Source organism: Sphingobium sp., assembly GCF_049304695.1.
GTDB lineage: Bacteria > Pseudomonadota > Alphaproteobacteria > Sphingomonadales > Sphingomonadaceae > Sphingobium.
Genome location: NZ_JBAQOK010000093.1, coordinates 181,685 through 207,093, shown reverse-complemented (window position 1 = coordinate 207,093; position 25,409 = coordinate 181,685). Strand labels below are relative to the sequence as shown.

The window sequence follows — 25,409 nt, the reverse complement described above, 5'->3', positions numbered from 1 at the left end:
CGGCGGCGAGGCACGGACTGGAGGGCGGAACATGAAGTTCGCAGCAATCTGCATCATCGCAGGCCTGTTTACCGGTGGCCCCATATATGCGCAGAGAGTTATACTTCCGCGCGATGTCGTCGGTGCAGCGATCGTCAGCGATATTGCCCGCGACCGGCAGGCCGAACGGGAAGCGCGACGCTATCCCTATGCCTCTCCCGGTCAGGGAAATATCACCAGCGCAGGCGGGGCGCGTGACGCCTGCGTCGTTGAGGCGCGTCAGGAAATGGGCGCGGGCGCGCGGCTGATTGGTCAGGCGGTCGCCAGAAGCATGGCGACCGGTTGGGAAGTCGAGGGCCATGTCGCTATTGGCAACGACAATAGGCCGTTCGTCTGCTCGGTTCGCAACGGATCAGTCAGCGGTCTGTTACTGCGGCCATAAGCCCGCAAAATAGGGCAGGCATTGCGGCCCCAAGAAAAGCTGCGTGACATATCGCGCGCCACGCTTGTTTCCGTTCGGGCAAGGCGGCTAAGGCAGTGGATATGACCGCGCATGCCCTCCCCACCCATCCGCTGCACGTCCCCAATTTCCGGGCCTATCTGGTCGGGCGGCTGTGCGCGGTACTTGCCCAGTATAGCATGATGATCGTGCTGGGGTGGCAGGCCTATAATATCGCCCGCGAAACCATGACGACGTCAGGCGCATCGGCGCAGCTGGGCCTTATAGGACTGGCGCAATTCCTGCCGCTGTTTTTCCTGACACCGGTTACAGGGTGGGTGGCGGATCATTATGACCGGCGGATGATTACGCGGCTGACACTGACGCTGTTGGCGATTTCCGCCGGGCTGCTGGCTTTTGCCACGTTCGAGGGGTGGATCAGCCTGCCGCTGATATTCGGCATCGCCGTCATCGTCGGGATCGCGCGGGCGTTCAATGGCCCGGCCTATGGCGCTTTGGCGCCCAATCTGGTCCCGCGCGAGGTGCTTCCCAACGCCATCGCGATTTCCAGCGTGGTGTGGCAGACTGGATCCATCGTGGGTCCGGCGCTGGGCGGCTATGCCTATGCTGCGACGCCATGGGGGGCTTATGCGCTGGCGTCCGGGCTGTTTGGCATTGCACTGTTTGCAATGTTGTTGATCGGGCCAGTGCCGCAGCCAGCCCGTGACATGACCCGCCACCCCATTCGCCAGATGATCGACGGGCTGACCTATGTGCGGGGCAATCGGCTGGTGATGGCGACGATCACGCTGGACCTGTTCGCCGTATTGCTGGCCGGGGCGACGGCGCTGCTGCCCGTCTATGCGCGCGACATATTACATGTCGGGTCCGCAGGTCTGGGTCATCTGGCTGCTGCGCCGGGCATCGGTGCGGGCGCGACGGCCCTGTGGTTTTCCTTTCGTCCGATGAAGAGTGAAGTCGGCCTCAAAATGCTGGGCGCAGTCGTCCTGTTCGGGCTGGCGACGATCGCCTTTGGCTGCACCGCATTCATGCCGCGCAGCATCGCGATCGAAGCGGGCATCGCGGCGCTGATCGTACTGGGCGCGGCGGACATGATTTCCGTGTTCGTTCGCCAGTCGCTGGTGCAGCTGCATACGCCCGATGCCATGCGCGGGCGCGTGTCGAGCCTGTCGCAGCTGACCATTTCGGCATCCAACGAACTGGGCGAGGCGGAAAGCGGCTTTCTGGCCGCGCTGGTCGGGCCGATTGCCGCTGTTATCGGCGGGGGCATCGGTGCTATCATCATCACCATCATCTGGGCGCGGCTCTTTCCCGAATTGCGCCTTGCACGCACGTTCGACCCACCCGACATACGGGAGGCGCATAACAGCCAGGAGAAGCCCGTATGAAAGTCGATTCCGTTCTGGACACCATCGGCAACACGCCGCACATCCGCGTCGCACGGCTGTTTGCCGATGCGCCTGCTGGCACCGAAATATGGATCAAATCCGAACGATCGAACCCCGGCGGATCGATCAAGGACCGTATCGCGCTGGCGATGATCGAGGCAGCCGAAGCGTCCGGCGATTTGCAGCCGGGCGGCACCATCATCGAACCAACGTCGGGCAATACCGGCGTGGGGCTGGCGATGGTCGCGGCGGTCAAGGGTTACAAACTGATCCTCGTCATGCCCGAAAGCATGTCGGTCGAGCGGCGGCGGCTGATGCTGGCCTATGGCGCGAGTTTCGACCTCACCCCGCGTGAAAAGGGTATGAAGGGGGCGATCGAGCGCGCGCTGGAGCTGGTGGCGCAGACGCCGGGCAGCTGGATGCCGCAACAGTTCGAGAACCCCGCCAATATCGACGTGCATGTCCGCACCACGGCGCAGGAAATCCTGTCCGATTTCGCCGACACGCCGATCGACGCGCTGATTACGGGCGTAGGTACGGGCGGTCATATCACGGGCGTCGCGCAGGTTTTGAAAGCGCAATGGCCGGGTCTGAAGGTCTATGCGGTGGAGCCGGCCCTGTCCCCGGTCATCGGCGGTGGCCAGCCCGGCCCGCACCCGATTCAGGGCATCGGAGCGGGCTTTATTCCTGCCAATCTACAGACCCAGTTGCTGGATGGCGTGATTCAGGTCGATGCCGCCGATGCCAAGGACTATGCGCGCCGTTCAGCGCGCGAGGAGGGATTGCTGGTTGGCATTTCGTCGGGCGCGACATTGGCGGCGATCGCCAGCAAGCTGAAGGAACTGCCAGCGGGTAGCCGTGTTCTGGGCTTCAACTATGACACCGGCGAGCGTTATTTGTCGGTGCCAGATTTCCTGCCGGAATAGAGACAAGCCCCACCAACCATGACCAGACCGGATTCCGTTAAGGAGCCGCATCCCGCGATGTGGCTCGTCTGGCTGTTGCTGTTCGCCGGACTGCCCGCGCTGGTCGCTGGATGGGAAGCGCGGGATCGCCCCGATAGCGGTGTGCGGCGTTTTGCAGCGGCGCAGGCTGCCCGGTTGCAAGCGCCGCCCACGCCTCCGCCGCCCGTCGAGCCGGTCGAGGTTTATGCGCTGGACCGGGATCAGGCGCGGGCGTTCAACGCGAAAATCCCTTTCTCCCCCCTGCCCAATCCGGCGGCGCGGCCGTTTGTCTTTGCAGGGTCGGAGGTCGATCTGGCCCGCGCCATAGATTGTCTGGCAGCGGCGCAGATTTATGAGGCTGGCGACGATGCGGTCGGCGAACGGGCAGTGGCGCAGGTCGTGCTGAACCGGGTGCGCCACCCCGCCTTTCCCAAGACAGTGTGCGCGGTCGTGTTTCAGGGGCAGGAGCGGCGGACCGGATGCCAGTTCACCTTCACCTGCGACGGGGCACTGGCGCGCACGCCATCCCCGGCGGTATGGGATCGCGCGCGGGAGATTGCGCGTGGGGCGTTGGCGGGGAAGGTGTTTCCGGCAATCGGCTATGCCACCCATTATCATACCAACTGGGTCGTCCCCTATTGGAGCGACAGCCTGGACAAGCTGACGATGGTGGGAACGCATCTCTTCTTCCGCTGGCGTGGATGGTGGGGGACACCGCCCGCGTTCAGGCGGGGGAGTGAGAGCGGCGAGCCGGTGATCGCGCAGATCGCGCGGCTGTCGGCGGCGCATCGGCCAGAGAATGAGACGCTTACATCTGCATCGACTGCTATCGCTGCGGCCATGGCTTCGTCAGCGGAACTCGCGGCGCAAGCACCGATGGCGATCGGGCCACATTCTGTCGGCAAGGTAATCGCGGGTGGCCGGTTGATCGCGACCGATCCGGATGGCGTGACTTTCATGGTCGAGGTCGGACGAACCACAGCAAGCGATAGCTGGCTGACCATAGCGCATAAAATATGCGGTGGGCGCCCATTATGCCGCGTCATGGTTTGGCGAGGGGGTAGTGCGCCAGCAGCCTGGCCGCCCAGCACCGCCCAGATCGAGACAATGAGCTTTGGTTATATTCACAATCTAGACGTCGGCCTGCAGCGTGCGTTATGGAATTGCACGCAAACGCCGCGCGCAGCCAAGAGCGAGTGCATGCGCCAGCGCGTGCCGACGGGCGCATCCGCCGCGCCCATGGGTGACGCTGGCCTTGACGGCGTGCGGCGCAGGGGGCGGTTCGAAACGGTGAAGATCGTGCCGCCTGCGCCAACACCGCCCCCTGCCCCGTCCACCCCTTAAGCAATACCCCCTTCACAAAAACCCTGCGCGGTCCTATATGGCGTTCATCAAGTCGATCGATGACGCCGCTTTGGCTATGTCGGTCGCGCCCGGTTCGCTCGGGGTTCGGATAATCGGTTTGCGCACGATTTTCGGCGGTATTGGGCGGGTTTACGGGTTTCACCAGACGCTGGCAGTGCGGTTCGGATAGTCCCGGCCCGCACTTTTTTTCGTGGATGAAGGGCGACGAATCACGTCGCTTTTTGCCCGTTCAGGACTGAATTTTCGCTGCAATGCGGAAAAATACGACGAATGAAGGCAAGGACAACGCATGGCGACCAAAGCTCTCCCCCCGATCAGCAACACCGGCGCTAAGAAGCGCATCCGTAAGGTGTTCGGCGACATCCACGAAGTGGTGCAGATGCCGAACCTGATCGAAGTCCAGCGGGAGAGCTATGAGCAGTTCCTGCGTTCCGACCCGTCGATCGGTTATGTATCGGGTCTGGAAAAGACGCTGCGCAGCGTGTTTCCGATCCGCGATTTTGCTGGCACCGCCGAAATGGATTTCGTCCATTATGTGCTGGAAGACCCCAAATATGACACCGAGGAATGCCGCCAGCGCGGTATAACCTATGCCGCGCCGATGCGCGTTACCCTGCGCCTGATCGTATTCGAAGTCGATCAGGACACCGAAACCCGTTCGGTGCTCGATATCAAGGAGCAGGACGTGTACATGGGCGACATGCCGCTCATGACCGGCAACGGCACCTTCATCGTCAACGGCACAGAGCGTGTCATCGTGTCGCAGATGCACCGTTCGCCGGGCGTCCTGTTCGACCATGACCGTGGCAAGACTCACTCGTCGGGCAAATATCTGTTCGCCGCGCGCGTCATTCCCTATCGCGGTTCGTGGCTCGATTTCGAATTCGATGCCAAGGACATCGTCAACGTCCGTATCGACCGCAAGCGCAAGCTGCCGGTCACGGCGCTGCTGTTCGCGCTGGGCCTGACGCCTGAGGACATCCTCAACGAATTTTACAACAAGGTCGTTTACATCCGTGGCGAAGGCGGCTGGGAAATCCCGTATCTGGCGGAAGCCTGGCGCGGCCTGAAGCCTGCGTTCGACATCGTGGACGCCAAGACGGGCGAAGCGATCTTCCCCGCCGGCACCAAGATTTCGCCGCGCGCCGCAAACAAGGCGGAAAAGGACGGGCTGCAAACGCTGCTGATCCCGACCGAGGAAGTCTATGGCCGCTACAGCGCCTATGACCTGATCAACGAAACCACCGGCGAAATTTACATCGAAGCCGGTGACGAAGTGTCGCCTGAAAATCTGGAAAAGCTGGACAAGGCGGGCATCGACCGTCTCGAACTGCTCGACATCGACCATGTCGGCACCGGTCCGTGGATCCGCAACACGCTCAAGGCCGACAAGGCCGAAGAGCGCGATCAGGCACTGAGCGACATTTATCGCGTCATGCGCCCCGGTGAACCGCCAACGAAGGAAACCGCCGAAGCGCTGTTTGCTGGCCTGTTCTTCGATCCAGAGCGCTACGACCTGTCGGCTGTGGGCCGCGTGAAGCTGAACATGCGTCTCGACCTGGACGCCGAAGATACGGTCACCACCCTGCGCGTCGAGGACATCCTCGCCGTGGTCAAGGAACTGGTGAACCTGAAGGACGGCAAGGGCGAAATCGACGACATCGATAACCTCGGCAACCGGCGTGTGCGTTCGGTCGGCGAATTGCTGGAAAACCAGTATCGCGTCGGGCTGCTGCGCATGGAGCGCGCCGTCAAGGAGCGTATGTCGAGCGTCGACGTATCGACCGTGATGCCCAACGACCTGATCAACGCGAAGCCCGCCGTGGCCGCCGTGCGTGAATTCTTCGGCTCTTCGCAGCTGTCGCAGTTCATGGATCAGACCAACCCACTGTCGGAAGTCACCCATAAGCGCCGCGTGTCGGCGCTTGGGCCGGGCGGCCTGACGCGTGAGCGTGCAGGCTTTGAAGTCCGCGACGTTCACCCGACCCATTATGGCCGTATCTGCCCGATTGAAACGCCAGAAGGCCCGAACATCGGCCTGATCAACTCGCTGGCCACGTTCAGCCGCGTGAACAAATATGGCTTCATCGAAACGCCGTACCGCAAGGTCATCGACCATAAGGTGACGGACGAGGTCGTGTACCTGTCGGCCATGGAAGAGGCCAAGCACACGATCGCGCAGGCCAACGCCGAAGTCGATGCCGACGGTCATTTCGTGGAAGACCTGATTTCGTCGCGTGAAGCGGGCGAATTCCTGATGGCGCCGCGCGATCACATCACCCTGATGGACGTCAGCCCCAAGCAGCTGGTGTCGGTCGCCGCATCGCTCATTCCTTTCCTGGAAAACGATGACGCCAACCGCGCGCTCATGGGATCGAACATGCAGCGTCAGGCTGTGCCGCTGGTTCAGGCCGAAGCGCCGTTCGTGGGCACAGGCATGGAAGGCACGGTCGCCCGTGACTCCGGCGCGGCCGTCGCGTCCAAGCGTGCGGGCATCGTCGATCAGGTCGATGCGACCCGTATCGTCATCCGCGCGACCGGCGATGTCGAACCCGGCCAGTCGGGCGTCGACATCTACACGCTCCAGAAGTTCCAGCGTTCCAACCAGGACACCTGCATCAACCAGCGTCCGCTGGTGCAGGTCGGTGACCTGATCGAAGCTGGCGACGTCATTGCCGATGGCCCGTCGACCGAGTTCGGCGAACTGGCACTGGGCCGGAACACGCTCGTCGCGTTCATGCCCTGGAACGGCTATAACTACGAAGACAGTATCCTCATCAGCGAACGCATCGTGAAGGATGACGTGTTCACCTCGATCCATATCGAGGAGTTCGAAGTCATGGCGCGCGATACGAAGCTGGGGCCGGAGGACATCACCCGCGACATTCCCAACGTCGGTGAAGAAGCGCTGCGCAACCTCGACGAGGCGGGCATCGTGTACATCGGCGCGGAAGTGGAGCCGGGCGACATCCTGGTCGGCAAGATCACCCCCAAAGGTGAATCGCCGATGACCCCGGAAGAAAAGCTGCTCCGCGCGATCTTTGGTGAAAAGGCCAGCGACGTGCGTGACACGTCCCTGCGTCTGCCACCGGGCGTTGCCGGGACGGTCGTTGAAGTGCGCGTGTTCAACCGCCACGGCATCGACAAGGACGAGCGCGCCATGGCGATCGAGCGGGAGGAAATCGACCGCCTCGCCAAGGATCGCGAGGACGAACGCGCCATTCTGAACCGGGCGACCTACAACCGCTTGCAGGAAATGCTGCTGGGCCAGACAGCCACCGCAGCGCCCAAGGGCGTCAAGAAGGGCGTGGAAATCGACGACGCCCTGCTGGGTGAAGTCGAGCGTCACGAATGGTGGAAGTTCGCCGTCGCCGATGACGTGCGTCAGGCCGGCATCGAAGCCGTCAAGGCGCAGTATGACGAAGCGGTGAAGATCATCGTCGACAAGTTCGAGGATCGCGTCGACAAGCTGCAACGTGGTGACGAGCTGCCGCCGGGCGTGCTCAAGATGGTCAAGGTGTTCGTCGCGGTGAAGCGCAAGCTGCAACCGGGCGACAAGATGGCCGGACGTCACGGTAACAAGGGCGTCATTTCGCGCATTCTGCCGGTCGAGGACATGCCGTTCCTGGAAGACGGCACGCATGTCGATATCGTGCTGAACCCGCTGGGCGTGCCGTCGCGCATGAACGTTGGGCAGATCTTTGAAACGCATCTGGGCTGGGCCGCCCGTGGCCTTGGCCAGCAGCTCAAACATGCGCTGGAAGACTGGCGCGAAGCCAATCCCAACCCGTCGGCGGGCGACATGCCCGACGCGGTCAAGGAACGGCTGATCACTGCCTATGGTCCGCGCTATCACGACCAGATCGAAGCCCGGACGCCCGAACAGATCATCGATCTGGCTGAGCATCTGGAACGCGGCGTACCCATGGCGACGCCCGTGTTCGACGGCGCCCGCGAAGCGGACGTATCGACCATGTTGTCGCTGGCGGGGCTTGCGACTTCGGGTCAGTCGGACCTGTATGACGGCCGCACCGGTGACCGCTTCGACCGTAAGGTCACGGTGGGCATCATCTACATGTTGAAGCTGCATCACCTTGTCGATGACAAGATCCATGCCCGCTCGATCGGTCCCTACTCGCTCGTCACGCAGCAGCCGCTGGGTGGTAAGGCGCAGTTCGGTGGCCAGCGCTTCGGGGAAATGGAGGTCTGGGCGCTCCAGGCCTATGGTGCCGCTTACACCTTGCAGGAAATGCTGACGGTGAAGTCCGATGACGTGGTCGGCCGTACCAAGGTTTACGAGGCGATCGTCAAGGGTGACGACACGTTCGAGGCCGGTATCCCCGAAAGCTTCAACGTGCTCGTCAAGGAAATGCGCTCGCTGGGTCTGAACGTCGAACTCAACTCGCTGGACAAAATTCCAACGGATGAGGGCGGCTTCGCGGCCGCGGCGGAATAAGGAAACGGGGCGCTGCTGATGCGGCGGCGCCCCTTCCCCTTCGCACCTGGACTTTCGCCCTCATGAGGGAATGACATTATGAATGAACTGACCAACTTCGCCAATCCGGTTGCCAAGACCGAGACGTTCGACCAGATCCAGATCGGCCTTGCCTCGCCAGAGCGCATCCGGTCATGGTCGTTCGGCGAGATCAAGAAGCCCGAAACCATCAACTATCGCACGTTCAAGCCGGAACGTGACGGCCTGTTCTGCGCGCGCATCTTCGGTCCGATCAAAGATTACGAATGCCTGTGCGGCAAGTACAAGCGCATGAAGTATAAGGGCATCGTCTGCGAAAAGTGCGGCGTGGAAGTGACCGTTTCGAAGGTCCGCCGCGAACGCATGGGCCATATCGAACTGGCCGCGCCGGTTGCGCATATCTGGTTCCTGAAATCGCTGCCTTCGCGCATCGGCCTGCTGCTCGACATGCAGTTGAAGCAGCTGGAGCGCGTCCTCTACTTCGAATCCTACATCGTCACCGAGCCGGGCCTGACCCCGCTGGAGAAGTTCCAGCTGCTCAACGAAGACGAACTGCTCGACGCGCAGGATGAGTATGGCGAAGACGCCTTCTCCGCCGGGATCGGCGCGGAAGCGGTCAAGCAGATGCTGATGGACCTCGACCTTGAAGGCGAGAAGAAGATCCTTCTGGAAGAACTGGCGACGACCAAGTCGGAGCTGAAGCCCAAGAAGATCATCAAGCGCCTGAAGGTCGTGGAAAGCTTCCTGGAATCGGGCAATCGCCCCGAATGGATGATCCTGGACGTCGTGCCGGTGATCCCGCCGGAACTGCGCCCGCTGGTGCCGCTGGACGGTGGTCGTTTCGCGACGTCGGATCTCAACGATCTGTATCGCCGCGTCATCAACCGCAACAACCGTCTGAAGCGCCTGATGGAACTGCGCGCGCCGGACATCATCGTCCGCAACGAAAAGCGCATGTTGCAGGAAGCGGTTGACGCCCTGTTCGACAATGGCCGTCGTGGCCGCGTCATCACCGGCGCGAACAAGCGCCCGCTGAAATCGCTGTCCGACATGCTCAAGGGCAAGCAGGGCCGCTTCCGCCAGAACCTTCTGGGCAAGCGCGTCGATTATTCAGGTCGTTCGGTCATCGTGACCGGGCCTGAACTGAAACTGCATCAGTGCGGCCTGCCCAAGAAGATGGCGCTCGAACTGTTCAAGCCGTTCATCTACGCGCGCCTCGACGCCAAGGGTCTGTCCATGACCCTCAAGCAGGCCAAGAAGTGGGTCGAAAAAGAGCGCAAGGAAGTCTGGGACATTCTGGATGAAGTGATCCGCGAACATCCGGTCATGCTGAACCGCGCGCCCACGCTTCACCGTCTGGGCATCCAGGCGTTCGAACCCGTGCTGATTGAGGGTAAAGCAATCCAGCTTCATCCGCTGGTCTGCTCCGCCTTCAACGCCGACTTCGATGGCGATCAGATGGCCGTTCACGTTCCACTGAGCCTTGAGGCGCAGTTGGAAGCCCGCGTGCTGATGATGTCCACGAACAACATCCTGTCGCCCGCGAACGGCAAGCCGATCATCGTGCCGTCGCAGGACATGGTGCTGGGCATCTATTATCTGTCGATGGAACGCGAAGGTGAGCCGGGCGAAGGCATGCTGCTGTCCGACATGTCCGAAGTGCATCAGGCGCTGTTCGCCAAGGCCGTGACGCTGCACAGCAAGATCACCAGCCGCGTACCGCAGACCGATGAAAACGGTCAGCAATATATGAAGCGGTTCGAAACGACGCCGGGTCGCATGTTGCTGGGCGAGTGCCTGCCGCAGAACCACAAGGTGCCGTTCGACACCGTCAACCGCCTGCTGACCAAGAAGGATGTGGGCGACGTGATCGATGAGGTCTATCGTCACACTGGCCAGAAGGACACGGTGCTCTTTGCCGACGCCATCATGGCGCTGGGCTTCCAGCATGCATTCCGCGCGGGCATTTCGTTCGGCAAGGACGACATGGTCATCCCGGACAGCAAGGTGACGTTGGTCGATGAGACCAAGGCGCTGGTGGCTGATTACGAGCAGCAGTATCAGGACGGCCTGATCACGCAGCAGGAAAAGTACAACAAGGTGATCGATGCCTGGTCGGGTTGCGGCGATCGCGTCGCCAACGCGATGATGGACGAGATCCGCGCCCAGCCCAAGGACCCCAAGACCGGTCGTCTGGCGCAGATCAACTCGATCTACATGATGGCTCACTCCGGTGCGCGTGGTTCGCAGGCGCAGATGAAGCAGTTGGCGGGTATGCGCGGTCTGATGGCCAAGCCTTCGGGCGAGATCATCGAAACGCCGATCATCTCGAACTTCAAGGAAGGTCTGACCGTCCTTGAATATTTCAACTCGACCCACGGCGCTCGCAAGGGTCTGGCCGACACCGCGCTCAAGACGGCTAACTCGGGTTATCTGACTCGTCGTCTGGTCGATGTGTCGCAGGATTGCACGATCGTCGAGGAAGATTGCGGCACCGACCGCGCGCTGGAAATGAAGGCGATCGTCCAGGGCGGTTCGACCATCGCTTCGCTGGGCGAACGTATCCTGGGTCGCACCACGGCGCAGGATATCGTTGATAGCAAGGATGGCAGCATCGTCATCCCGATCGGCACGTTGCTGGACGAGCCGATGATCGCCAAGATCGAGGCTATCGGCACGCAGGCCGTGAAGATCCGCAGCCCGCTGATCTGCGAAAGCAAGATGGGCGTCTGCGGCAAATGCTACGGCCGTGATCTGGCCCGTGGTACGCCGGTGAATATCGGTGAAGCGGTCGGCGTCATCGCGGCGCAGTCGATCGGTGAACCGGGCACGCAGCTGACGATGCGGACGTTCCACATCGGCGGCGCGGCGCAGCTCAACGAAACGTCGAACCTGGAAGCCGTGTCCGACGGTACGCTGGAACTGCGTGACATGCCCACGATCAAGGACAGCCGTGGCCGTCGCCTGTCGCTCGCCCGCAACGGCGAACTGGCGATCATCGACATCGAGGGCCGCGAACGTGCAGTCCATCGCCTGCCTTATGGTGCGACGGTGCTGTTCGAGGACGGCGCGTCCGTGAAGCAGGGCGACCGGATTGCCGAATGGGATCCGTTCACCATGCCGGTGATCACCGAACGGCCGGGCATCGTCAAATATGTCGATCTGATCGACAGCAAGACGCTGGCCGAACAGACCGACGAAGCGACGGGCATTTCCCAGCGCGTAGTCACCGAACATCGTGGCGCATCGCGCACCAAGGAGGATCTGCGTCCGCGCCTGACCCTGCTGGACGATGGTTCGGGTGAAGCTGCCCGCTACATGCTGGCCGTGGGCGCGATGCTGTCGGTCGAAGATGGCCAGACGGTGCAGGCCGGTGACGTGCTGGCGCGTGTCAGCCGCGAAGCCGCCAAGACCCGCGACATCACGGGTGGTCTGCCGCGCGTGGCCGAGCTGTTCGAAGCACGCAAGCCCAAGGACAACGCCATCATCGCCAAGGTGTCGGGCCGCGTCCAGTTCCTCAAGGACTATAAGGCGAAGCGCAAAATCGCCATCAATCCTGAAGACGGCGGCGAGCCGGTCGAATATCTGATCCCCAAGAGCAAGGTGATCGACGTTCAGGAAGGCGATTTCGTCAAGCGCGGCGACAATCTGATCGGTGGTTCGCCCGATCCGCACGACATTCTGGAAGTGCTGGGTATCGAGCCTCTGGCTGAATATCTGGTTGCTGAAATCCAGGAAGTCTATCGCTTGCAGGGCGTGAAGATCAACGACAAGCACATCGAAACGATCGTTCGTCAGATGCTGCAAAAAGTCGAGATCATCGAGTCCGGCGACACCACCCTGTTGGTGGGCGAGCAGGTCGATCGCGAGGAAATGGACGAGATCAACAGCAAGCTGGGTGCAGGCTTCGCGCCTGCCGCCGGTAAGCCAGTGCTGCTCGGCATTACCAAGGCCTCGCTCCAGACCCGGTCGTTCATTTCGGCTGCGTCGTTCCAGGAAACCACCCGCGTCCTTACCGAAGCGGCGGTTCAGGGAAAGAAGGACACGCTCGTCGGCCTGAAGGAAAATGTCATCGTCGGCCGCCTGATCCCGGCGGGCACCGGTGCTGGCATGAATCGACTGCGCGTGGCGGCGTCTTCGCGCGACGCTGCCCTGCGGGCCGCGATGCGTCCGGCGGTTCAGGTCGATCTGATCGCACCCAAGACCGCTTCTGCGGAACATGCCGCCGAACTGGCTCAGGGTCCAGAAGCCGCGATCGGCAACGATCCGCTGGGCGCCGTGAGTGGTGAGACGCATGGCACCGACGCGGATGCCGGTGATTACCTGATCAAGGGTGATGAAGCGTAAGCCATTTGAAATAGCGGGAGCTGGTTCCTATCTAGGGACCAGCTCCCAAGCTCATCGGCCCTTCACCGGGCAGGTGCTCATGCCCGTCGGATGCGGTTCACGCTCCGGCGGGCTTTTCTTTTATGTCGGCACGGGAATATAAAAACGCTCTTGACCGCCTGTCCAACCCCGCCTATCTGCGGCCTCCCGAGCGGGGGACACCCTGCTCATGATGCCCGATCCTCTAATGGTAAGAGAGCGGACTCTGACTCCGTCAATCAAGGTTCGAGTCCTTGTCGGGCATCCAAATTCTTCTATTTGACATCCTATGTTGGTCGCAATCGTAACGTTTTTGCGATTTCGGCTTAGCGTTTGCTGCGCACGGACGTTTTAGAGGATTATTCCCCGTCCGAGGTGCGTTGGTGCTCAAATCTTTGCAGGTTGGCTATAAAGCCCGCGAGCCGCGCTATACGGTCCTGATCCAGGCACGTATGCATGCCGGATCGACCTGGACCGATGTCGTGATCCACAATCTGTCGGCCCATGGCGCGCTGCTCGCCAGCGACGATGCGCCCGACCGTGGCACCTATGTCGACATCCGGCGCGGACAGCAGACCATCGTGGGCTGCGTCGTGTGGCGCAAGGACCGCTTCTTCGGCATTCGCGCGCAGGGGACGATCGACATCGCGGCGATCACCAACGAACCGCGCCTGACCCGCCGCCCGCAACCGACGGAAGCAGGGGCCGCAGCGGATCGCCGCGCGCAGGCGCGAATGAACGCGGACGCGAACATCGCGCGGCAGTTGGAAAGCAGCCGCCGCTGGTCGTCAGCCTTCCAGTTCGGCCTGCTGGTGGCCGCTGGTCTTTTTGCCGCCGGTTTTGCAGCCATGGAAGTGTTCGATGTCCTGTCCAACCCCTTTTCAGCGGTAGCCAAGCACCTGTAATCCATCGGCATGGCCCAGCGCCTCGGCCTGCTGGTCGATGACCTCCTCAATCCATACGGTGCCGAAATAGGCTTCGAACAAGGCCATTTCCTCCTGAGCCATGCCATTGGTCCAGCCCAACAGGATCGATCGGCCCTGTCGATTTGCAACGATCCGGTGCGTCTCGCCCACATAATGCCTGATTGTCACGATCCGTCCCCCATATGATCGGCGAAAGGTGTGAAGGCAGTGAGGCCATGTTAAGTTCCTGTAATCCCGACAGATTGATGCCATAATCAGGCCAAAGGCGCAAAATCCGGCTAAATGCGGATATTTGCTGCGATGGTTTTTAACATCGCTTGACGGACGCAGGACTCCGGGCGACCATCCTGCCCATGAAACCGATCGAACGCGCCGCCCGCACCCTTTGCGCCCTTGATGGCAAGCTGGAAGATGACGACTTCAAAGGCAAGCCGATGTGGCAAAGCTATCTGCCAAGGGTGCTTGCAGTCGTGGACGCGCTGCATGAACCAAGCGAGGTCATGAAGGAAGCCGGGAGCGAGATTTTCAAAGGCTATAACCCCGAACAATCCAACCATGCGCATCTGAGCGACGCCGCCAATGTGTGGCGCTATATGATCGATTCGATGCGCCGGGACGCCGGGTAAAGCAGCCTTACGCCAGATGGCCTGACTATCGGACGATCGCCTGACCCACGGCTTCGGCGACCTTGATGCCGTCGATCGCCGCCGACAGGATGCCGCCTGCATAGCCCGCCCCCTCACCCGCCGGATAAAGGCCCACGACGTTGAGGCTTTGGAAATCGCGGTCGCGCGTAATGCGGATGGGAGAGGATGTGCGCGTTTCCACGCCCGTCATCACTGCGTCGGGATGATCGTAGCGGTCGATCTGCCGTCCGAAGGCGGGCAGGGCTTCGTGGAACGCCTCGATCACGAAGTCGGGCAGGCATAGCGACAGGTCGGTGGGCGTGACGCCCGGCTTGTAGGAGGGAACGACTTCGCCCAACGCGGTCGATGCACGACGGGCAAGGAAATCGCCGACCGTCTGACCCGGCGCCCAGTAGGAGGAACCGCCCGCGACATAGGCCATGCTTTCCCAATGGCGTTGTAATGCGATGCCAGCCAGCGGCCCATCGGGATAGTCGCGCGCCGGGTCGATGCCGACGACAAGGCCCGAATTGGCGTTGAACTCTGCGCGGCTATATTGGCTCATGCCGTTGGTGACGACGCCGCCCTCCTCCGACGACGCAGCAACGACGCGGCCGCCCGGACACATGCAGAAGCTATAGACCGTACGGCCATTGGCGCAATGATGGGCCAGACTATAGGCCGCAGCGCCCAGATCCGGGTGGCCCGCGCATTGGCCGTAGCGGGCGCGATCGACCCAGCTTTGCGGATGTTCGATGCGTACGCCGATGGAAAAGGGCTTGGGTTCGATATGCACGCCCCGGCCATGCAGCATGGTGAAGGTCGGGCGAGCGCTATGGCCCACGGCCAGCACGACATGGTCGGTGTCGATGACGCTGCCATCCTGAACCACGATGCCACGCACCTTCTGCGTACCGTCGCTTGTCCGTTCAAGCACCAGATCATCGACGCGCGTCTGCCAGCGATATTCGCCGCCCAGTGCCTCGATCTGCCGCCGCATCGCTTCAACCATGGTGACGAGGCGGAAGGTGCCAATGTGGGGGTGCGCTTCCCAGAGAATGTCGTCGGGCGCGCCTGCGGCCACGAACTCCTCCAGCACTTTGCGTCCCAGAAAACGGGGGTCTTTGACCCGGCAGTAGAGCTTGCCGTCGGAGAATGTGCCTGCCCCGCCCTCGCCGAACTGGACATTGCTGTCCGGGTTCAGTTCCGCGCGCCGCCATAGTCCCCATGTGTCCTTGGTCCGTTCGCGCACCACCTTGCCCCGGTCGATGATGATCGGGCGGAAACCCATCTGCGCGAGGATGAGGCCGGCAAACAGGCCGCATGGCCCAGCGCCGATGACGATCGGCCGCTTGCCTAGCCAGCCATCGGGGGCGTGGGTGACGAAGCGATAGGCCGTGTCGGGCGTCGGGCGCACGTCATGATCGTTGGCGAAGCGAACCAGCACGGCGGCTTCATCGGCAACATCCACGTCGAACGTATAGACGAGCATGATGGCGCTGCGGCGGCGGGCGTCGTTGCCGCGCCGCACGAGGCTATGGCCGCGCAGGTCGGCGGATTCGATGCCTAGCCGCGCACAGATGGCGGGGACAATCGCGTCGGCGGGATGGTCGAGCGGCAGGGTGAGACCGGAAAGGCGGATCATGGGCCGCCCCATACCGCCTTGCCCGGATAAAGGGAAATATTGTGTGCGATCAGGTGGGGCGGAGCCGGGCCGCGACCCATTCGCCACCCAAAGCGACGACCATCGACAGGCCGGTCAGCGGGAACAGCAGACCCACGCCCAGCATCATCGCTCCGACGACGCGCTGCGTCCCGATGGGCGCGGGCGGCGGCGGGGCGAGGCGGCCATGGCGGCGACGCTTCCACCACAGGACGGGGGCCGTCACGCACAGGGTCAGCAGGCACAGGCATCCGGCCAGCATGAGCAGGCGATTGGCCTCCCCATATTGCTGGCCCTGATGCGTGGCGATGCCCCATTCGACCGCCTTTGCGCCCGGCCCGAACATGCGCCAGTCCATGTCCTGCACCACCGCGCCACTGGCCGCGTCGATGACGAGGGCGCGGGCGTCGTTCGCGCGAATTACCTGAGTCACCACCAGACATGGCGCGCCCGGTGCGAATGGCAGGATGATCTGGTATCCGGCGCGTAGTCCCCTGGCAGCAGCGATGCGCGCGATGGCGTCGATGCCCACGAAGCCGGGCGTTCCGGTCGCCAATCCACCTTCGCGCAGGGACCATGGCATTGCGTCGTTGGTCGATGCATCAAAGGGCAATGTCGCCATTTTCGGGCGACCCCAGCCATTGGCCGCGACGATCGATCGCAGCCCCCCGCCCCACACATCCGTCCACGGCATACCGGTCACGGCCAGGAACAGGATGGCCCCGGCCGACAGGAAGCCCAGCGTGCCGTGAAGGTCTCGCCAGAACAGGCGACCCCTCGCGCTGCCCCGGACGGCGAGTGCAGGCTGGCCGCGTCGGGGCCAGCGCAGATAGACGCCAGTGATGCAGAGCAGGATCGCCCAGCCCGCAACGACCTCCACCAGCCGGTTGCCGATCGGGCCGGTCAGGGCGAGGCTGTGCAGTTGCTTGACCCATTGCATCGCGCCACCATCGCGCATCGTACCGAGCAGACGCCCATTGCGCGGATCGACGAAATGGACCGTCTGCGCGCCATCGGCTGATCGGGTCGCGATGCGCCAGCTTTGGGAGGGCAAGGCGGGATGCGTGAGTTGCGCCACCGGCTCGCCGGTCGCCCGCTCGACCGCCGCGACCAGTCTGGAAGGCGCGAGCGGCACGCCCTCTGCCGGGGCGGGCAGATTCACGGGGTAGAGCGCTGCCTCGATCTCCGGCTTGTAGAGATAGAGCGCGCCCGTCACCGCCATCAGCGCCAGCACCGGCAGGACGATCAGCCCGGCATAGAAATGCCAGCGCCAGATCGCCCGATAGAAAGCGGCTTCGCGCATCTTGCCTTCCCCCGAATCAGAAATGGGCACGGACGCCTCCATAAATGGCGCGACGTTCCACGGGATAAAAAGCCACGCTGCCTTCGTCCGCCGCCGTCGCCGGATTGTCGGCGGCGTAGCGCACCAGCGCGCTGATGTCGCCGATCGCGCGCTTGCCGGTCAGGTTGCGCATGTCGAGGAACAGGGTGACGCCATCGCGGACTTCCGCCCGTGCGCCAAGGTTCAGCAGCGCATAGCTTCCGACCCGCTTCGTATTGGCATAATCCACCCATGCGCCCTGCGGGAGCCATTCGACCGATGGCGAGACGCTCATGCGTTCGGTGCCGAGTTTCAGCTCCGCGCGATAGACGTGGCGTGGCACCACGGGCAGGCGATTGTCGCCGAACTGGATGTCGCCCCGGAAACGAAAATCGCTATATTGATAGGATTGGCGCAGGGTTGCCCAAGGGGTGAAGGTCAGGTCCAGCCCCGCCTCCAGCCCCTGATGCCGGGTGCGGTCGGCGTTGAAGGTTGCCGCAGGGATGACGCCGGGGACGACGCTATATTGCAGTATTTCTCCCCTGATATCAGCGCGATAGAGGCTTATGTCCCATGTCGCGATGCCGACGGTGCCGCGCGTGCCGACTTCCGCCGTCCAGGCCTTTTGCGGACCGACCGAAGTGAAGCCGGGCGCGCCGCCTGCCGGCGCCTGACTCAGTTCGCCAAAGCCGGGTAGTTCGACCGACCGGCTGACATTGGCGTAGAATTGCACGGCCCCGGTCGGCTGGTAAAGCAGGCCGAATTTGGGGGCGAAGGTGTCGAATTGGGCGTCGCCGCTGCGTGCCGGGGCGAAGTGGTTGGCGATGCGCCGTTCGCCATGGGTGTAGATGCCGCCCGCGATCAGCCACAGGTCCGGCATCGGTGCGACGCGCACTTCGCCATAGCTATCGATCGTCTGCGCAGTCTGGCGCGCGGAGGCGGTTGGCGCGCCGCTGCGGCCCGCGATATTGACGAACTGGCGCGCATCGACGCTGCCGAATCGCGCCTGACTGCCAAGTGTCATTTCGACCGGCATACCGCCCAGATCGCCCGCCAGATCGAGGCTGGCGAACACCCCGCGATCCTCCGACTTCTGGTCGATGACCTGATAGATGGGGTGGTGCAGTTGCTTGGCGTTGAAATAGAGGCCAAAGGCAAGCGTGCCATTAGCCAGCGCCACGGTCGTGCGGTTTTGCAGACGGATCGAATCAATATCGCGCGCCTGATCGCCCACGCTGTTGCCCTTGCCCGGATTGGTGAGCGCATCCCTTTCGCTGAGCGCGCCCGCCAGATGCTGGCGGATCGACTGGACGCTGGCGTAGAAACGCGTCTCGACCCCCTCGCCCAGTTTCAGACCGACATTGCCGTTGAAGCGCACAGCTTTGCGGTCGCCATGGGCGCGGTCGCTGTCGGATCGGTCGGCGGTCAGTGCGGCATAGGCGTCGCCGCGATCGTCGGCATAGCCATAGGCCAGCTTGCCCCGGACGGTGTCGAAACTACCGCCGTCGATCCGCATGTCGATGCCCGGCGCGGCGCGTCCCGTAGGCGTCACGGCGTTGATCGCGCCGCCCAGCGTAGAGCCGCCGTAACGTAGCGCATTGCCGCCGCGATAGACTTCCAGATGCTGGAACACCTGCGGGTCGAGTTCCTGAAAATCGCCATTATCGTCGGCGGCGTTGATCGGGATGCCGTCCTGCAACAGCGTGAGCCCGCGCATATGATAGCCGCGCGACAGGCCAGAGCCGCGGATCGAAATGCGGACCTCCTGCCCGAAACGCGGCTGAGTATAGACGCCGGGCGAAAAGGCGAGCGCGTCGCGCAGCGAAACGGCCAGCCGGTCGGCATAGTCATCCGCTGCCACGACATCCACGCCGCCGGGGGTGCGCTGGACGCGGGCGATGGCGTCCTGCACCGCCGGGGTGGCGGTGACGATGAGGGTGGGACGGTCGGTTTCGTCTTCGGCGAAGGCGGGGGCAGACGACAGGATAAGGGCGCACAGCGATACGCTGCGCAGGCCATGGGTGTGGCGCATGGGGATTTAACCTACTGGAATAAGAATATTATTTCGGACGAAACAAATCCTCCCCTGCAAGGGGAGGTGGCTGGCCAAGGGCCAGACGGAGGGGTGTAACCCTATCGAGAAGGTGACACCCCTCCGTCAGCACTGCGTGCTGACACCTCCCCTTGCAGGGGAGGATCTATTAGGCAGCAGGCGGTCCCGATGATGGCGGCGGGGGCGCGGCCATGCGGGCTATGACGCCGGTATTCAGCGCGAAGGCGATCGGGCCGAAGGCCAGTTGCCAGGCAGGCAGCAGCAGGTCGGCCAGCACCAGTGGCGGAACGACCGGCTGGACCGATGCGGCAAAGGGGCAATGTTGCTGCCCGGCCATGCCATCGTCGGGTTGATGGTCGCGGGCAGGCACCGTGCCGCGTGCTACGACGACGTTCATCGCGCCCTGCCCGGTGCAGAGGGTCACGACCACGCCGCGATCGGTGCGCACCGGCATGAAGCCCGATGGCGCGATCATCTGGATCGCCAGGACGAGCAGCGCCAGCGCAGCCAACAGGCCGCGTGCGCCTTCATTCTGTCTGATCGCCCCCATCATCAATCGCCCGATACGGCAGAATCTATCCCGTGTCACTGGGACAGAATGACCATGACCTCTCACCTTGACGTAAACGTAAGGTAGGATTATATCCATGCCATGAACCAGCTCAGCAGCATCGCAGGCATCGAACTGCCCGACCATCGCGACCGGCAAAGCTACAGCATCACCGACCTCGCCGAAGAATTTGGCGTGACCGCCCGTGCGCTGCGCTTTTACGAGGACGAGGGGTTGATCTCGCCGGAACGGCAGGGACTGGCGCGTATTTATTCGCGGCGCGACCGGGCGCGGCTGGCGTGGATATTGCGCGGTAAGCGGGTGGGCTTCAGCCTGACCGACATTCGCGAGATGATCGACCTGTACGATGCCGACGAAGAGCATGAGGAACAGCGGCGCGTGACCGTGGCCAAGTGCAAGGCGCGCATCGACCTGCTGACCCGGCAGAAGGACGATATCGACGCGGCCATCGCCGAGCTGGCGTCTTTCGTCACTGCACTCACCCCTCAATAAAAACCCTACCGCATAAAAATTTCGCAGGAGAAGATCATGCCCAGCTATGCCGCCCCCGTTCGCGACACCCGTTTCGTGCTGGACCATGTGGTCGGCCTTGACCGCTATACCAACCTGCCCGGCTTCGAAAATGCGACGCCTGATCTGGTCGAGGCGATCCTGACCGAAGGCGGCAAGATGGCGGCGGAAGTGCTGTTCCCACTAAACGCGGTGGGCGATAAGGAAGGCTGCACCCGCAACCCCGATGGCAGCGTGACGACGCCGACTGGCTTCAAGGCGGCGTTTGACCAGTTCGTCGAGGGCGGATGGACGACGATTCATGGCCCCACGGAATTTGGTGGTCAGGGGCTGCCCTCCGTTCTGGCGACGGCCGTGGACGAATATGTGCTGTCGGCCAATCAGGCGTTCGAAATGTATCACGGCCTGACCGCAGGTGCGGTCGCCGCCCTGATCGCCAAGGGCAGCGCGGAATTGCAGCAGCGCTACATCCCCAACATGGTATCGGGCAAATGGACCGGCACGATGAACCTGACCGAGCCGCAGTGCGGCACCGACCTTGGCCTCATCAAGACCAAGGCAGTGCCCAACGCCGATGGCAGCTTTGCGATCACCGGGACCAAGATTTTCATCTCGGCGGGCGAGCATGACCTGGCCGAAAATATCATCCATCTGGTGCTGGCCAAGACGCCGGGCGCCCCCGACAGCAGCAAGGGCATTTCGCTGTTCGTCGTGCCTAAGTTCATGGTGCTGGACGATGGATCGCTGGGCGACCGCAACGCCGTGTCGTGCGGATCGATCGAACATAAGATGGGCATCCATGGCAACGCGACCTGCGTCATGAATTATGACGGCGCGACCGGATGGATGGTCGGCGAGGAGAATAAAGGGCTGGCCGCGATGTTCATCATGATGAACGCAGCGCGGCTGGGCGTGGGCCTGCAAGGGCTGGGTCAGGGCGAAATCGCCTATCAGAACGCCGTCCATTATGCCCGCGACCGGCGGCAGGGCCGCGCCCTGACCGGGGCTAAGGAGCCGGAGGAAAAAGCCGACACGCTGTTCGTCCATCCCGACGTGCGCCGCATGCTGATGGAGGCCAAGGCGATCACCGAAGGGCTGCGCGCGCTGATCCTGTGGGGCGCGTTTCAGGTCGACCTGTCGCACCATGCCGCGACCGAGGAAGAGCGCCAAATGGCCGACGATCTGATCGGCCTGTTGACCCCGGTCATCAAGGGATATGGCACGGACAAGGGCTTCGATGTCGCGGTTTCCAGCCAGCAGGTGTTCGGTGGCCATGGCTATATCTGGGAAAATGGCGTGGAGCAGTATGTCCGCGACGCACGCATCGCCCAGATTTACGAAGGCACCAACGGGATTCAGGCGATGGATCTGGTCGGGCGCAAGCTGCCGATGAATGGCGGCCGGGCGTTGCAGGCTTTCCTTAAGATCGTGGCCGACGAAGTGGCGGTGGCCAAGGGTAATGAGAAGCTGGCCAGCTTCGCCGATGCGCTGGAAAAGGCGAGTGCGCAACTGGGCGCGGCGACCATGTGGCTGATGCAGAATGCGATGAAGAACCCCGACAATGCGGGTGCTGGCGCACACCATTATATGCATATCCTGGGCATCGTCGCGACGGGCCTGATGTGGCTGCGCATGGCGAGCGCGGCGACCAGCCTGCTGGACACTGGCGAAGGCGACGCGAAGTTCCTGGAGGCCAAGTTGATCACCGCGCGCTTCTTTGCCGAACGGATCATGCCCGACGCGGGATCGCTGCGTCGCAAGATCGAGGGCGGCGCGGAGGCGCTGATGGCGCTCGACCCCGACATGTTCCTGGCGGCGTAATACACCCACACCCGTTCGGGCTGAGCGTGTCGAAGCCTCTTACTTCTCTTCTTCCCTACGAAGAACAGTAAAAGCCCTTCGACAAGCTCAGGGCGAACGGGTGTAGGTGACACTGCCCCGCTTTCTTCGCCCCGAACGGAACCCCTCTTCCCCTTCACGCGCTTGCCCCTATGAACCGCAGGGCCAGTCGCAGGGGGAATGATGACAGAACGCGTCGCGCAGCAGGTGCATGTCCATGCGCCATGGAAGATACCGCCGCGCGCCTGGTGGGAGATTTTGAAGCGCGTCTATACCGCCATGTCCGCCAACCATATCGGGCTACTGGCCGCCGGCGTGGCCTATTACGCCTTCCTGTCGATCGCGCCGCTGCTGGGTGCCGTCGTGCTGACCTATGGCCTGTTCGGCGATCCGGCGATGGTCGGGCGGCATATGCAGGCGATCATCTCCGTCGTGCCACAGGACGCCGCAGGGCTTATCAACGATCAGTTGCTGGGCGTCGTCAGCACCGCCAAGCCAGCGATCGGCTTTGGCCTGCTGCTGGCGCTGGTGCTGGCCATCTATGGCGCAACGCGGGCGGCTTCGGCGATCATGGAATCGCTCAACATCGTCTATGGGCAAAAGGAAGGGCGCAACATCCTGCGCTTCTACCGCACCTCGATGAGCATCACTTTCTCCGCCGTGCTGGTCGTGGTGGCGGGCGTGCTGACCGCGACGATCATTGGCCTGCTTCAGGATTTCCTGACCGGATGGGGTCCGGCCGTCCTCTTTGCGATCAAGGCGCTGACATGGGTCTTGGCGGGCCTGCTGGCCAGCCTGATATTCGGCCTCATCTACCGCTTTGGCCCCGATCGTCGTCAGGCGCAGTGGCAATGGCTGACGGTCGGTTCGGTGGCCGCGACGATCTTCTGGCTGCTCGCGACGCTGGGCGTGTCTTTCTACGTCTCGACCTTTGGCAATTATAACAAGACCTATGGGTCGCTGGGCGCGGTCGTCGTGCTGCAACTGTGGCTGTTCGTGTCGGCCTATATCGTCCTGCTGGGCGCGCAGATCAACGCGGAAGCAGAGCGACAGACAAGTGCGGACACCAGCGTCGCCCCGGCGGAGGAAAAAGCCGCATAATGTCGCTTGCCCTGCCTGCCGCCCCACGCTAAAGCGCCCTCCTTCGCCGACACAGGAGTGTAGCTCAGTTGGTAGAGCGTCGGTCTCCAAAACCGAATGCCGTGGGTTCGAGTCCCTCCACTCCTGCCAGTCGCTTCGCCGCGAACCTTGATCTTTCAGGGTTTCGCAGCTAGGCGCGTCAACGAAGTATGTGTCGCGAAGCAAGCGGCCGCCTCCCCCGGACGCCAGACAGGGCGGGACGGGAGGGCGGACTATTGCTTCGCGCTTTGGTGTTGGTACAGGATTTGAGGCAGGCGATGGCGAAGGTTTCTCCAGGCGAATTCGTCAATCAGGTGAAGACCGAAGCGTCGAAGATCGTGTGGCCCACGGGCCGCGAAACGGTGATGACCGGTGTCATGGTCGTCATCATGACGACGACGCTGGGCCTCTTCTTCTTTGGCATCGACACCTTCTTCGGCGCGATTGTCCAGTGGTTGCTGGGCGTTGCGGCGGGTCGGCCATAAAGACAGAATTTAAGACGCGATTGCAAAGCCCGCCGGCATCGCAATCGCAAAGTAGAAGTGCTTGGACGCGATTGCCGAGTTTGCCGGTTTACCCGGTCTGGACATCGCTCTGTTGGGAGTTTGAAACGGTAACATGGCGCGCTGGTACATCATCCACGCCTATTCGGGCTTCGAAAACAAGGTCAAGGAATCGATCCTGTCCGAAGCCGAGCGCATGGGCCTTTCCCAACTGGTCGAGCAGGTCGAAGTCCCTGTCGAAACCGTGACCGAAGTGAAGCGCGGCAAGAAGGTGCAGGTCGAGCGCAAGTTCATGCCCGGCTACGTCCTGGCCAAGCTGGCGATGAACGACGACATATACCATCTCGTCAAGAACACGCCCAAGGTCACAGGCTTCCTGGGTTCGATGGGCAAGCCACAGGCGATCAGCGAAACCGAAGCCGCGCGCTATTTCGGCGCACGCAAGGAAGCCGAAGCCGCCCCCAAGCACAAGGTCAGCGTCGATTACGAAATCGGCGATGCGGTCAAGGTATTGGACGGTCCCTTCGCCAGCTTCAACGGCACGGTCGAGGAACTGGATTTCGAAAAGAACCGGGTCAAGGTGTCGGTGTCGATCTTCGGTCGCGCCACGCCGGTGGAACTGGATTTCGAGCAGGTCGAACTGTCCAAGTAACGATTTATATCCGTCACCCCAGCGAAGGCTGGGGTCTCCCTGTTCTTCTCCACCGAAGAAAGTGGGATGCCAGCCTTCGCTGGCATGACGGCACACAGAATTTCCGGGCAACCGGGAATGCGCGCGGGAGGAGGCTTTTACCGGCCTTCGTTTGAACCGCTAAACTTGAACCGGAAGGCCAGCTTGCTGCCCTTCCACCTACAGAGTGAGTCATCATGGCTAAAAAGATTACGGGCTATATCAAGCTCCAGGTGCCTGCCGGAGACGCCAAACCTGCACCGCCAATCGGCCCGGCACTGGGTCAGCGCGGCGTGAACATCATGGAATTCTGCAAGGCGTTCAACGCGCAGACGGCCAATGTCGACAAGGGCACCCCGCTGCCCACGATCATCACCGTCTATGCCGATCGCAGCTTCACCTTCACGATGAAGCAGCCGCCTGCGACCTTCCTCATCAAGAAGGCGATGAACCTGAAGTCCGGTTCCAAGGAACCCGGCAAGATCGTCGCTGGTCAGATCAAGCGCTCGCAGCTTGCTGAAATCGCGCAGGCCAAGATGGTCGATCTGAACGCGAACGACATCGACGCTGCAACGAAGATCATCGAAGGCTCCGCTCGCGCGATGGGCCTTGATGTAGTGGAGGGCTAAGACC

At 62.4% G+C, this 25,409-nt stretch carries 19 protein-coding genes and 2 tRNA genes; 16 read left to right on the top strand and 5 right to left on the bottom strand.

Annotation, left to right across the window (positions count from 1 at the left end):
* Nucleotides 1-31 precede the first annotated feature (31 nt).
* The 8 genes from WA070_RS18530 to WA070_RS18495 all read left to right on the top strand — a co-directional run bounded on the left by WA070_RS18530 (nucleotide 32) and on the right by WA070_RS18495 (nucleotide 13,880).
* Nucleotides 32-421, top strand: a complete 390-nt coding sequence (locus tag WA070_RS18530; RefSeq protein ID WP_422635371.1) for a hypothetical protein — start codon at nucleotides 32-34, stop codon at nucleotides 419-421.
* A gap of 101 nt (nucleotides 422-522) precedes the next feature.
* Nucleotides 523-1,827, top strand: a complete 1,305-nt coding sequence (locus tag WA070_RS18525; RefSeq protein WP_422635370.1) for an MFS transporter — start codon at nucleotides 523-525, stop codon at nucleotides 1,825-1,827.
* Complete coding sequence (gene cysK / locus WA070_RS18520) at nucleotides 1,824-2,753, top strand: cysteine synthase A (RefSeq protein WP_422635369.1); 930 nt, start codon at nucleotides 1,824-1,826, stop codon at nucleotides 2,751-2,753. The genes WA070_RS18525 and cysK overlap by 4 nt, the downstream gene beginning before the upstream one ends.
* Before the next feature lie 18 nt (nucleotides 2,754-2,771).
* Complete coding sequence (locus WA070_RS18515; RefSeq protein ID WP_422635368.1) at nucleotides 2,772-4,115, top strand: cell wall hydrolase; 1,344 nt, start codon at nucleotides 2,772-2,774, stop codon at nucleotides 4,113-4,115.
* Nucleotides 4,116-4,425: 310 nt separating this feature from the next.
* Entirely contained in the window at nucleotides 4,426-8,592 is a 4,167-nt protein-coding gene (gene rpoB / locus WA070_RS18510) for a DNA-directed RNA polymerase subunit beta (RefSeq protein WP_422635367.1), read from the top strand.
* A gap of 78 nt (nucleotides 8,593-8,670) precedes the next feature.
* A complete protein-coding gene (gene rpoC / locus WA070_RS18505; RefSeq protein ID WP_422635366.1) occupies nucleotides 8,671-12,957 on the top strand; it encodes a DNA-directed RNA polymerase subunit beta' in 4,287 nt (1,428 codons plus the stop codon).
* A 212-nt stretch (nucleotides 12,958-13,169) separates the two neighbouring features.
* Nucleotides 13,170-13,243 (top strand) — tRNA-Gln (locus WA070_RS18500).
* A gap of 115 nt (nucleotides 13,244-13,358) precedes the next feature.
* Nucleotides 13,359-13,880 (top strand): PilZ domain-containing protein, encoded by a 522-nt coding sequence (locus tag WA070_RS18495; RefSeq protein ID WP_422635365.1) that lies wholly within the window; start codon nucleotides 13,359-13,361, stop codon nucleotides 13,878-13,880.
* On the opposite strand, the gene WA070_RS18490 is transcribed toward WA070_RS18495, so the two are convergent.
* Entirely contained in the window at nucleotides 13,857-14,069 is a 213-nt protein-coding gene (locus WA070_RS18490; protein WP_422635364.1) for a hypothetical protein, read from the bottom strand. The genes WA070_RS18495 and WA070_RS18490 overlap by 24 nt on opposite strands.
* Before the next feature lie 185 nt (nucleotides 14,070-14,254).
* On the opposite strand from WA070_RS18490, the gene WA070_RS18485 reads away from it, so the two are divergent.
* Nucleotides 14,255-14,527 carry a hypothetical protein gene (locus WA070_RS18485; RefSeq protein WP_422635363.1) on the top strand — a complete coding sequence of 91 codons (273 nt, stop codon included), beginning with the start codon at nucleotides 14,255-14,257 and terminating at the stop codon, nucleotides 14,525-14,527.
* 25 nt (nucleotides 14,528-14,552) lie between these two features.
* On the opposite strand, the gene WA070_RS18480 is transcribed toward WA070_RS18485, so the two are convergent.
* From WA070_RS18480 to WA070_RS18465, 4 genes are all read right to left on the bottom strand, one after another.
* On the bottom strand, nucleotides 14,553-16,172 hold the full coding sequence (locus WA070_RS18480; protein ID WP_422635362.1) for an NAD(P)/FAD-dependent oxidoreductase: 1,620 nt from the start codon (nucleotides 16,170-16,172) through the stop codon (nucleotides 14,553-14,555).
* 49 nt (nucleotides 16,173-16,221) lie between these two features.
* On the bottom strand, nucleotides 16,222-17,493 hold the full coding sequence (locus tag WA070_RS18475; protein ID WP_422635500.1) for a PepSY-associated TM helix domain-containing protein: 1,272 nt from the start codon (nucleotides 17,491-17,493) through the stop codon (nucleotides 16,222-16,224).
* A gap of 16 nt (nucleotides 17,494-17,509) precedes the next feature.
* Entirely contained in the window at nucleotides 17,510-19,543 is a 2,034-nt protein-coding gene (locus WA070_RS18470; RefSeq protein ID WP_422635361.1) for a TonB-dependent receptor family protein, read from the bottom strand.
* 169 nt (nucleotides 19,544-19,712) lie between these two features.
* Nucleotides 19,713-20,117 carry a DUF2946 family protein gene (locus tag WA070_RS18465; protein ID WP_422635499.1) on the bottom strand — a complete coding sequence of 135 codons (405 nt, stop codon included), beginning with the start codon at nucleotides 20,115-20,117 and terminating at the stop codon, nucleotides 19,713-19,715.
* Between the two features lie 99 nt (nucleotides 20,118-20,216).
* On the opposite strand from WA070_RS18465, the gene WA070_RS18460 reads away from it, so the two are divergent.
* The 7 genes from WA070_RS18460 to rplK all read left to right on the top strand — a co-directional run bounded on the left by WA070_RS18460 (nucleotide 20,217) and on the right by rplK (nucleotide 25,405).
* Nucleotides 20,217-20,627 (top strand): MerR family transcriptional regulator, encoded by a 411-nt coding sequence (locus tag WA070_RS18460; protein WP_422635360.1) that lies wholly within the window; start codon nucleotides 20,217-20,219, stop codon nucleotides 20,625-20,627.
* A 36-nt stretch (nucleotides 20,628-20,663) separates the two neighbouring features.
* Nucleotides 20,664-22,466 (top strand): acyl-CoA dehydrogenase C-terminal domain-containing protein, encoded by a 1,803-nt coding sequence (locus tag WA070_RS18455; protein WP_422635359.1) that lies wholly within the window; start codon nucleotides 20,664-20,666, stop codon nucleotides 22,464-22,466.
* A gap of 201 nt (nucleotides 22,467-22,667) precedes the next feature.
* Nucleotides 22,668-23,585 (top strand): YihY/virulence factor BrkB family protein, encoded by a 918-nt coding sequence (locus WA070_RS18450; RefSeq protein ID WP_422635498.1) that lies wholly within the window; start codon nucleotides 22,668-22,670, stop codon nucleotides 23,583-23,585.
* Nucleotides 23,586-23,638: 53 nt separating this feature from the next.
* A tRNA-Trp gene (locus WA070_RS18445) sits at nucleotides 23,639-23,714 on the top strand.
* Nucleotides 23,715-23,881: 167 nt separating this feature from the next.
* Nucleotides 23,882-24,088, top strand: coding sequence for a preprotein translocase subunit SecE (gene secE, locus WA070_RS18440; protein ID WP_422635358.1), 207 nt, complete (start codon nucleotides 23,882-23,884; stop codon nucleotides 24,086-24,088).
* 133 nt (nucleotides 24,089-24,221) lie between these two features.
* Nucleotides 24,222-24,758, top strand: a complete 537-nt coding sequence (gene nusG, locus WA070_RS18435) for a transcription termination/antitermination protein NusG (protein ID WP_422635357.1) — start codon at nucleotides 24,222-24,224, stop codon at nucleotides 24,756-24,758.
* A 215-nt stretch (nucleotides 24,759-24,973) separates the two neighbouring features.
* A complete protein-coding gene (rplK, locus tag WA070_RS18430) occupies nucleotides 24,974-25,405 on the top strand; it encodes a 50S ribosomal protein L11 (protein WP_422635356.1) in 432 nt (143 codons plus the stop codon).
* Nucleotides 25,406-25,409 lie beyond the last annotated feature (4 nt).

What these genes read in the sequence shown, in the direction of transcription:
- WA070_RS18530 (WP_422635371.1), top strand. Translation starts at nt 32, where the DNA reads ATGAAGTTCGCAGCAATCTGCATCATCGCAGGCCTGTTTACCGGTGGC.
- WA070_RS18525 (WP_422635370.1), top strand. Translation starts at nt 523, where the DNA reads ATGACCGCGCATGCCCTCCCCACCCATCCGCTGCACGTCCCCAATTTC.
- cysK (WP_422635369.1), top strand. Translation starts at nt 1,824, where the DNA reads ATGAAAGTCGATTCCGTTCTGGACACCATCGGCAACACGCCGCACATC.
- WA070_RS18515 (WP_422635368.1), top strand. Translation starts at nt 2,772, where the DNA reads ATGACCAGACCGGATTCCGTTAAGGAGCCGCATCCCGCGATGTGGCTC.
- rpoB (WP_422635367.1), top strand. Translation starts at nt 4,426, where the DNA reads ATGGCGACCAAAGCTCTCCCCCCGATCAGCAACACCGGCGCTAAGAAG.
- rpoC (WP_422635366.1), top strand. Translation starts at nt 8,671, where the DNA reads ATGAATGAACTGACCAACTTCGCCAATCCGGTTGCCAAGACCGAGACG.
- WA070_RS18485 (WP_422635363.1), top strand. Translation starts at nt 14,255, where the DNA reads ATGAAACCGATCGAACGCGCCGCCCGCACCCTTTGCGCCCTTGATGGC.
- WA070_RS18480 (WP_422635362.1), bottom strand. Translation starts at nt 16,172, where the DNA reads ATGATCCGCCTTTCCGGTCTCACCCTGCCGCTCGACCATCCCGCCGAC.
- WA070_RS18475 (WP_422635500.1), bottom strand. Translation starts at nt 17,493, where the DNA reads ATGCGCGAAGCCGCTTTCTATCGGGCGATCTGGCGCTGGCATTTCTAT.
- WA070_RS18470 (WP_422635361.1), bottom strand. Translation starts at nt 19,543, where the DNA reads ATGCGCCACACCCATGGCCTGCGCAGCGTATCGCTGTGCGCCCTTATC.
- WA070_RS18465 (WP_422635499.1), bottom strand. Translation starts at nt 20,117, where the DNA reads ATGATGGGGGCGATCAGACAGAATGAAGGCGCACGCGGCCTGTTGGCT.
- WA070_RS18460 (WP_422635360.1), top strand. Translation starts at nt 20,217, where the DNA reads ATGAACCAGCTCAGCAGCATCGCAGGCATCGAACTGCCCGACCATCGC.
- WA070_RS18455 (WP_422635359.1), top strand. Translation starts at nt 20,664, where the DNA reads ATGCCCAGCTATGCCGCCCCCGTTCGCGACACCCGTTTCGTGCTGGAC.
- WA070_RS18450 (WP_422635498.1), top strand. Translation starts at nt 22,668, where the DNA reads ATGACAGAACGCGTCGCGCAGCAGGTGCATGTCCATGCGCCATGGAAG.
- secE (WP_422635358.1), top strand. Translation starts at nt 23,882, where the DNA reads ATGGCGAAGGTTTCTCCAGGCGAATTCGTCAATCAGGTGAAGACCGAA.
- nusG (WP_422635357.1), top strand. Translation starts at nt 24,222, where the DNA reads ATGGCGCGCTGGTACATCATCCACGCCTATTCGGGCTTCGAAAACAAG.
- rplK (WP_422635356.1), top strand. Translation starts at nt 24,974, where the DNA reads ATGGCTAAAAAGATTACGGGCTATATCAAGCTCCAGGTGCCTGCCGGA.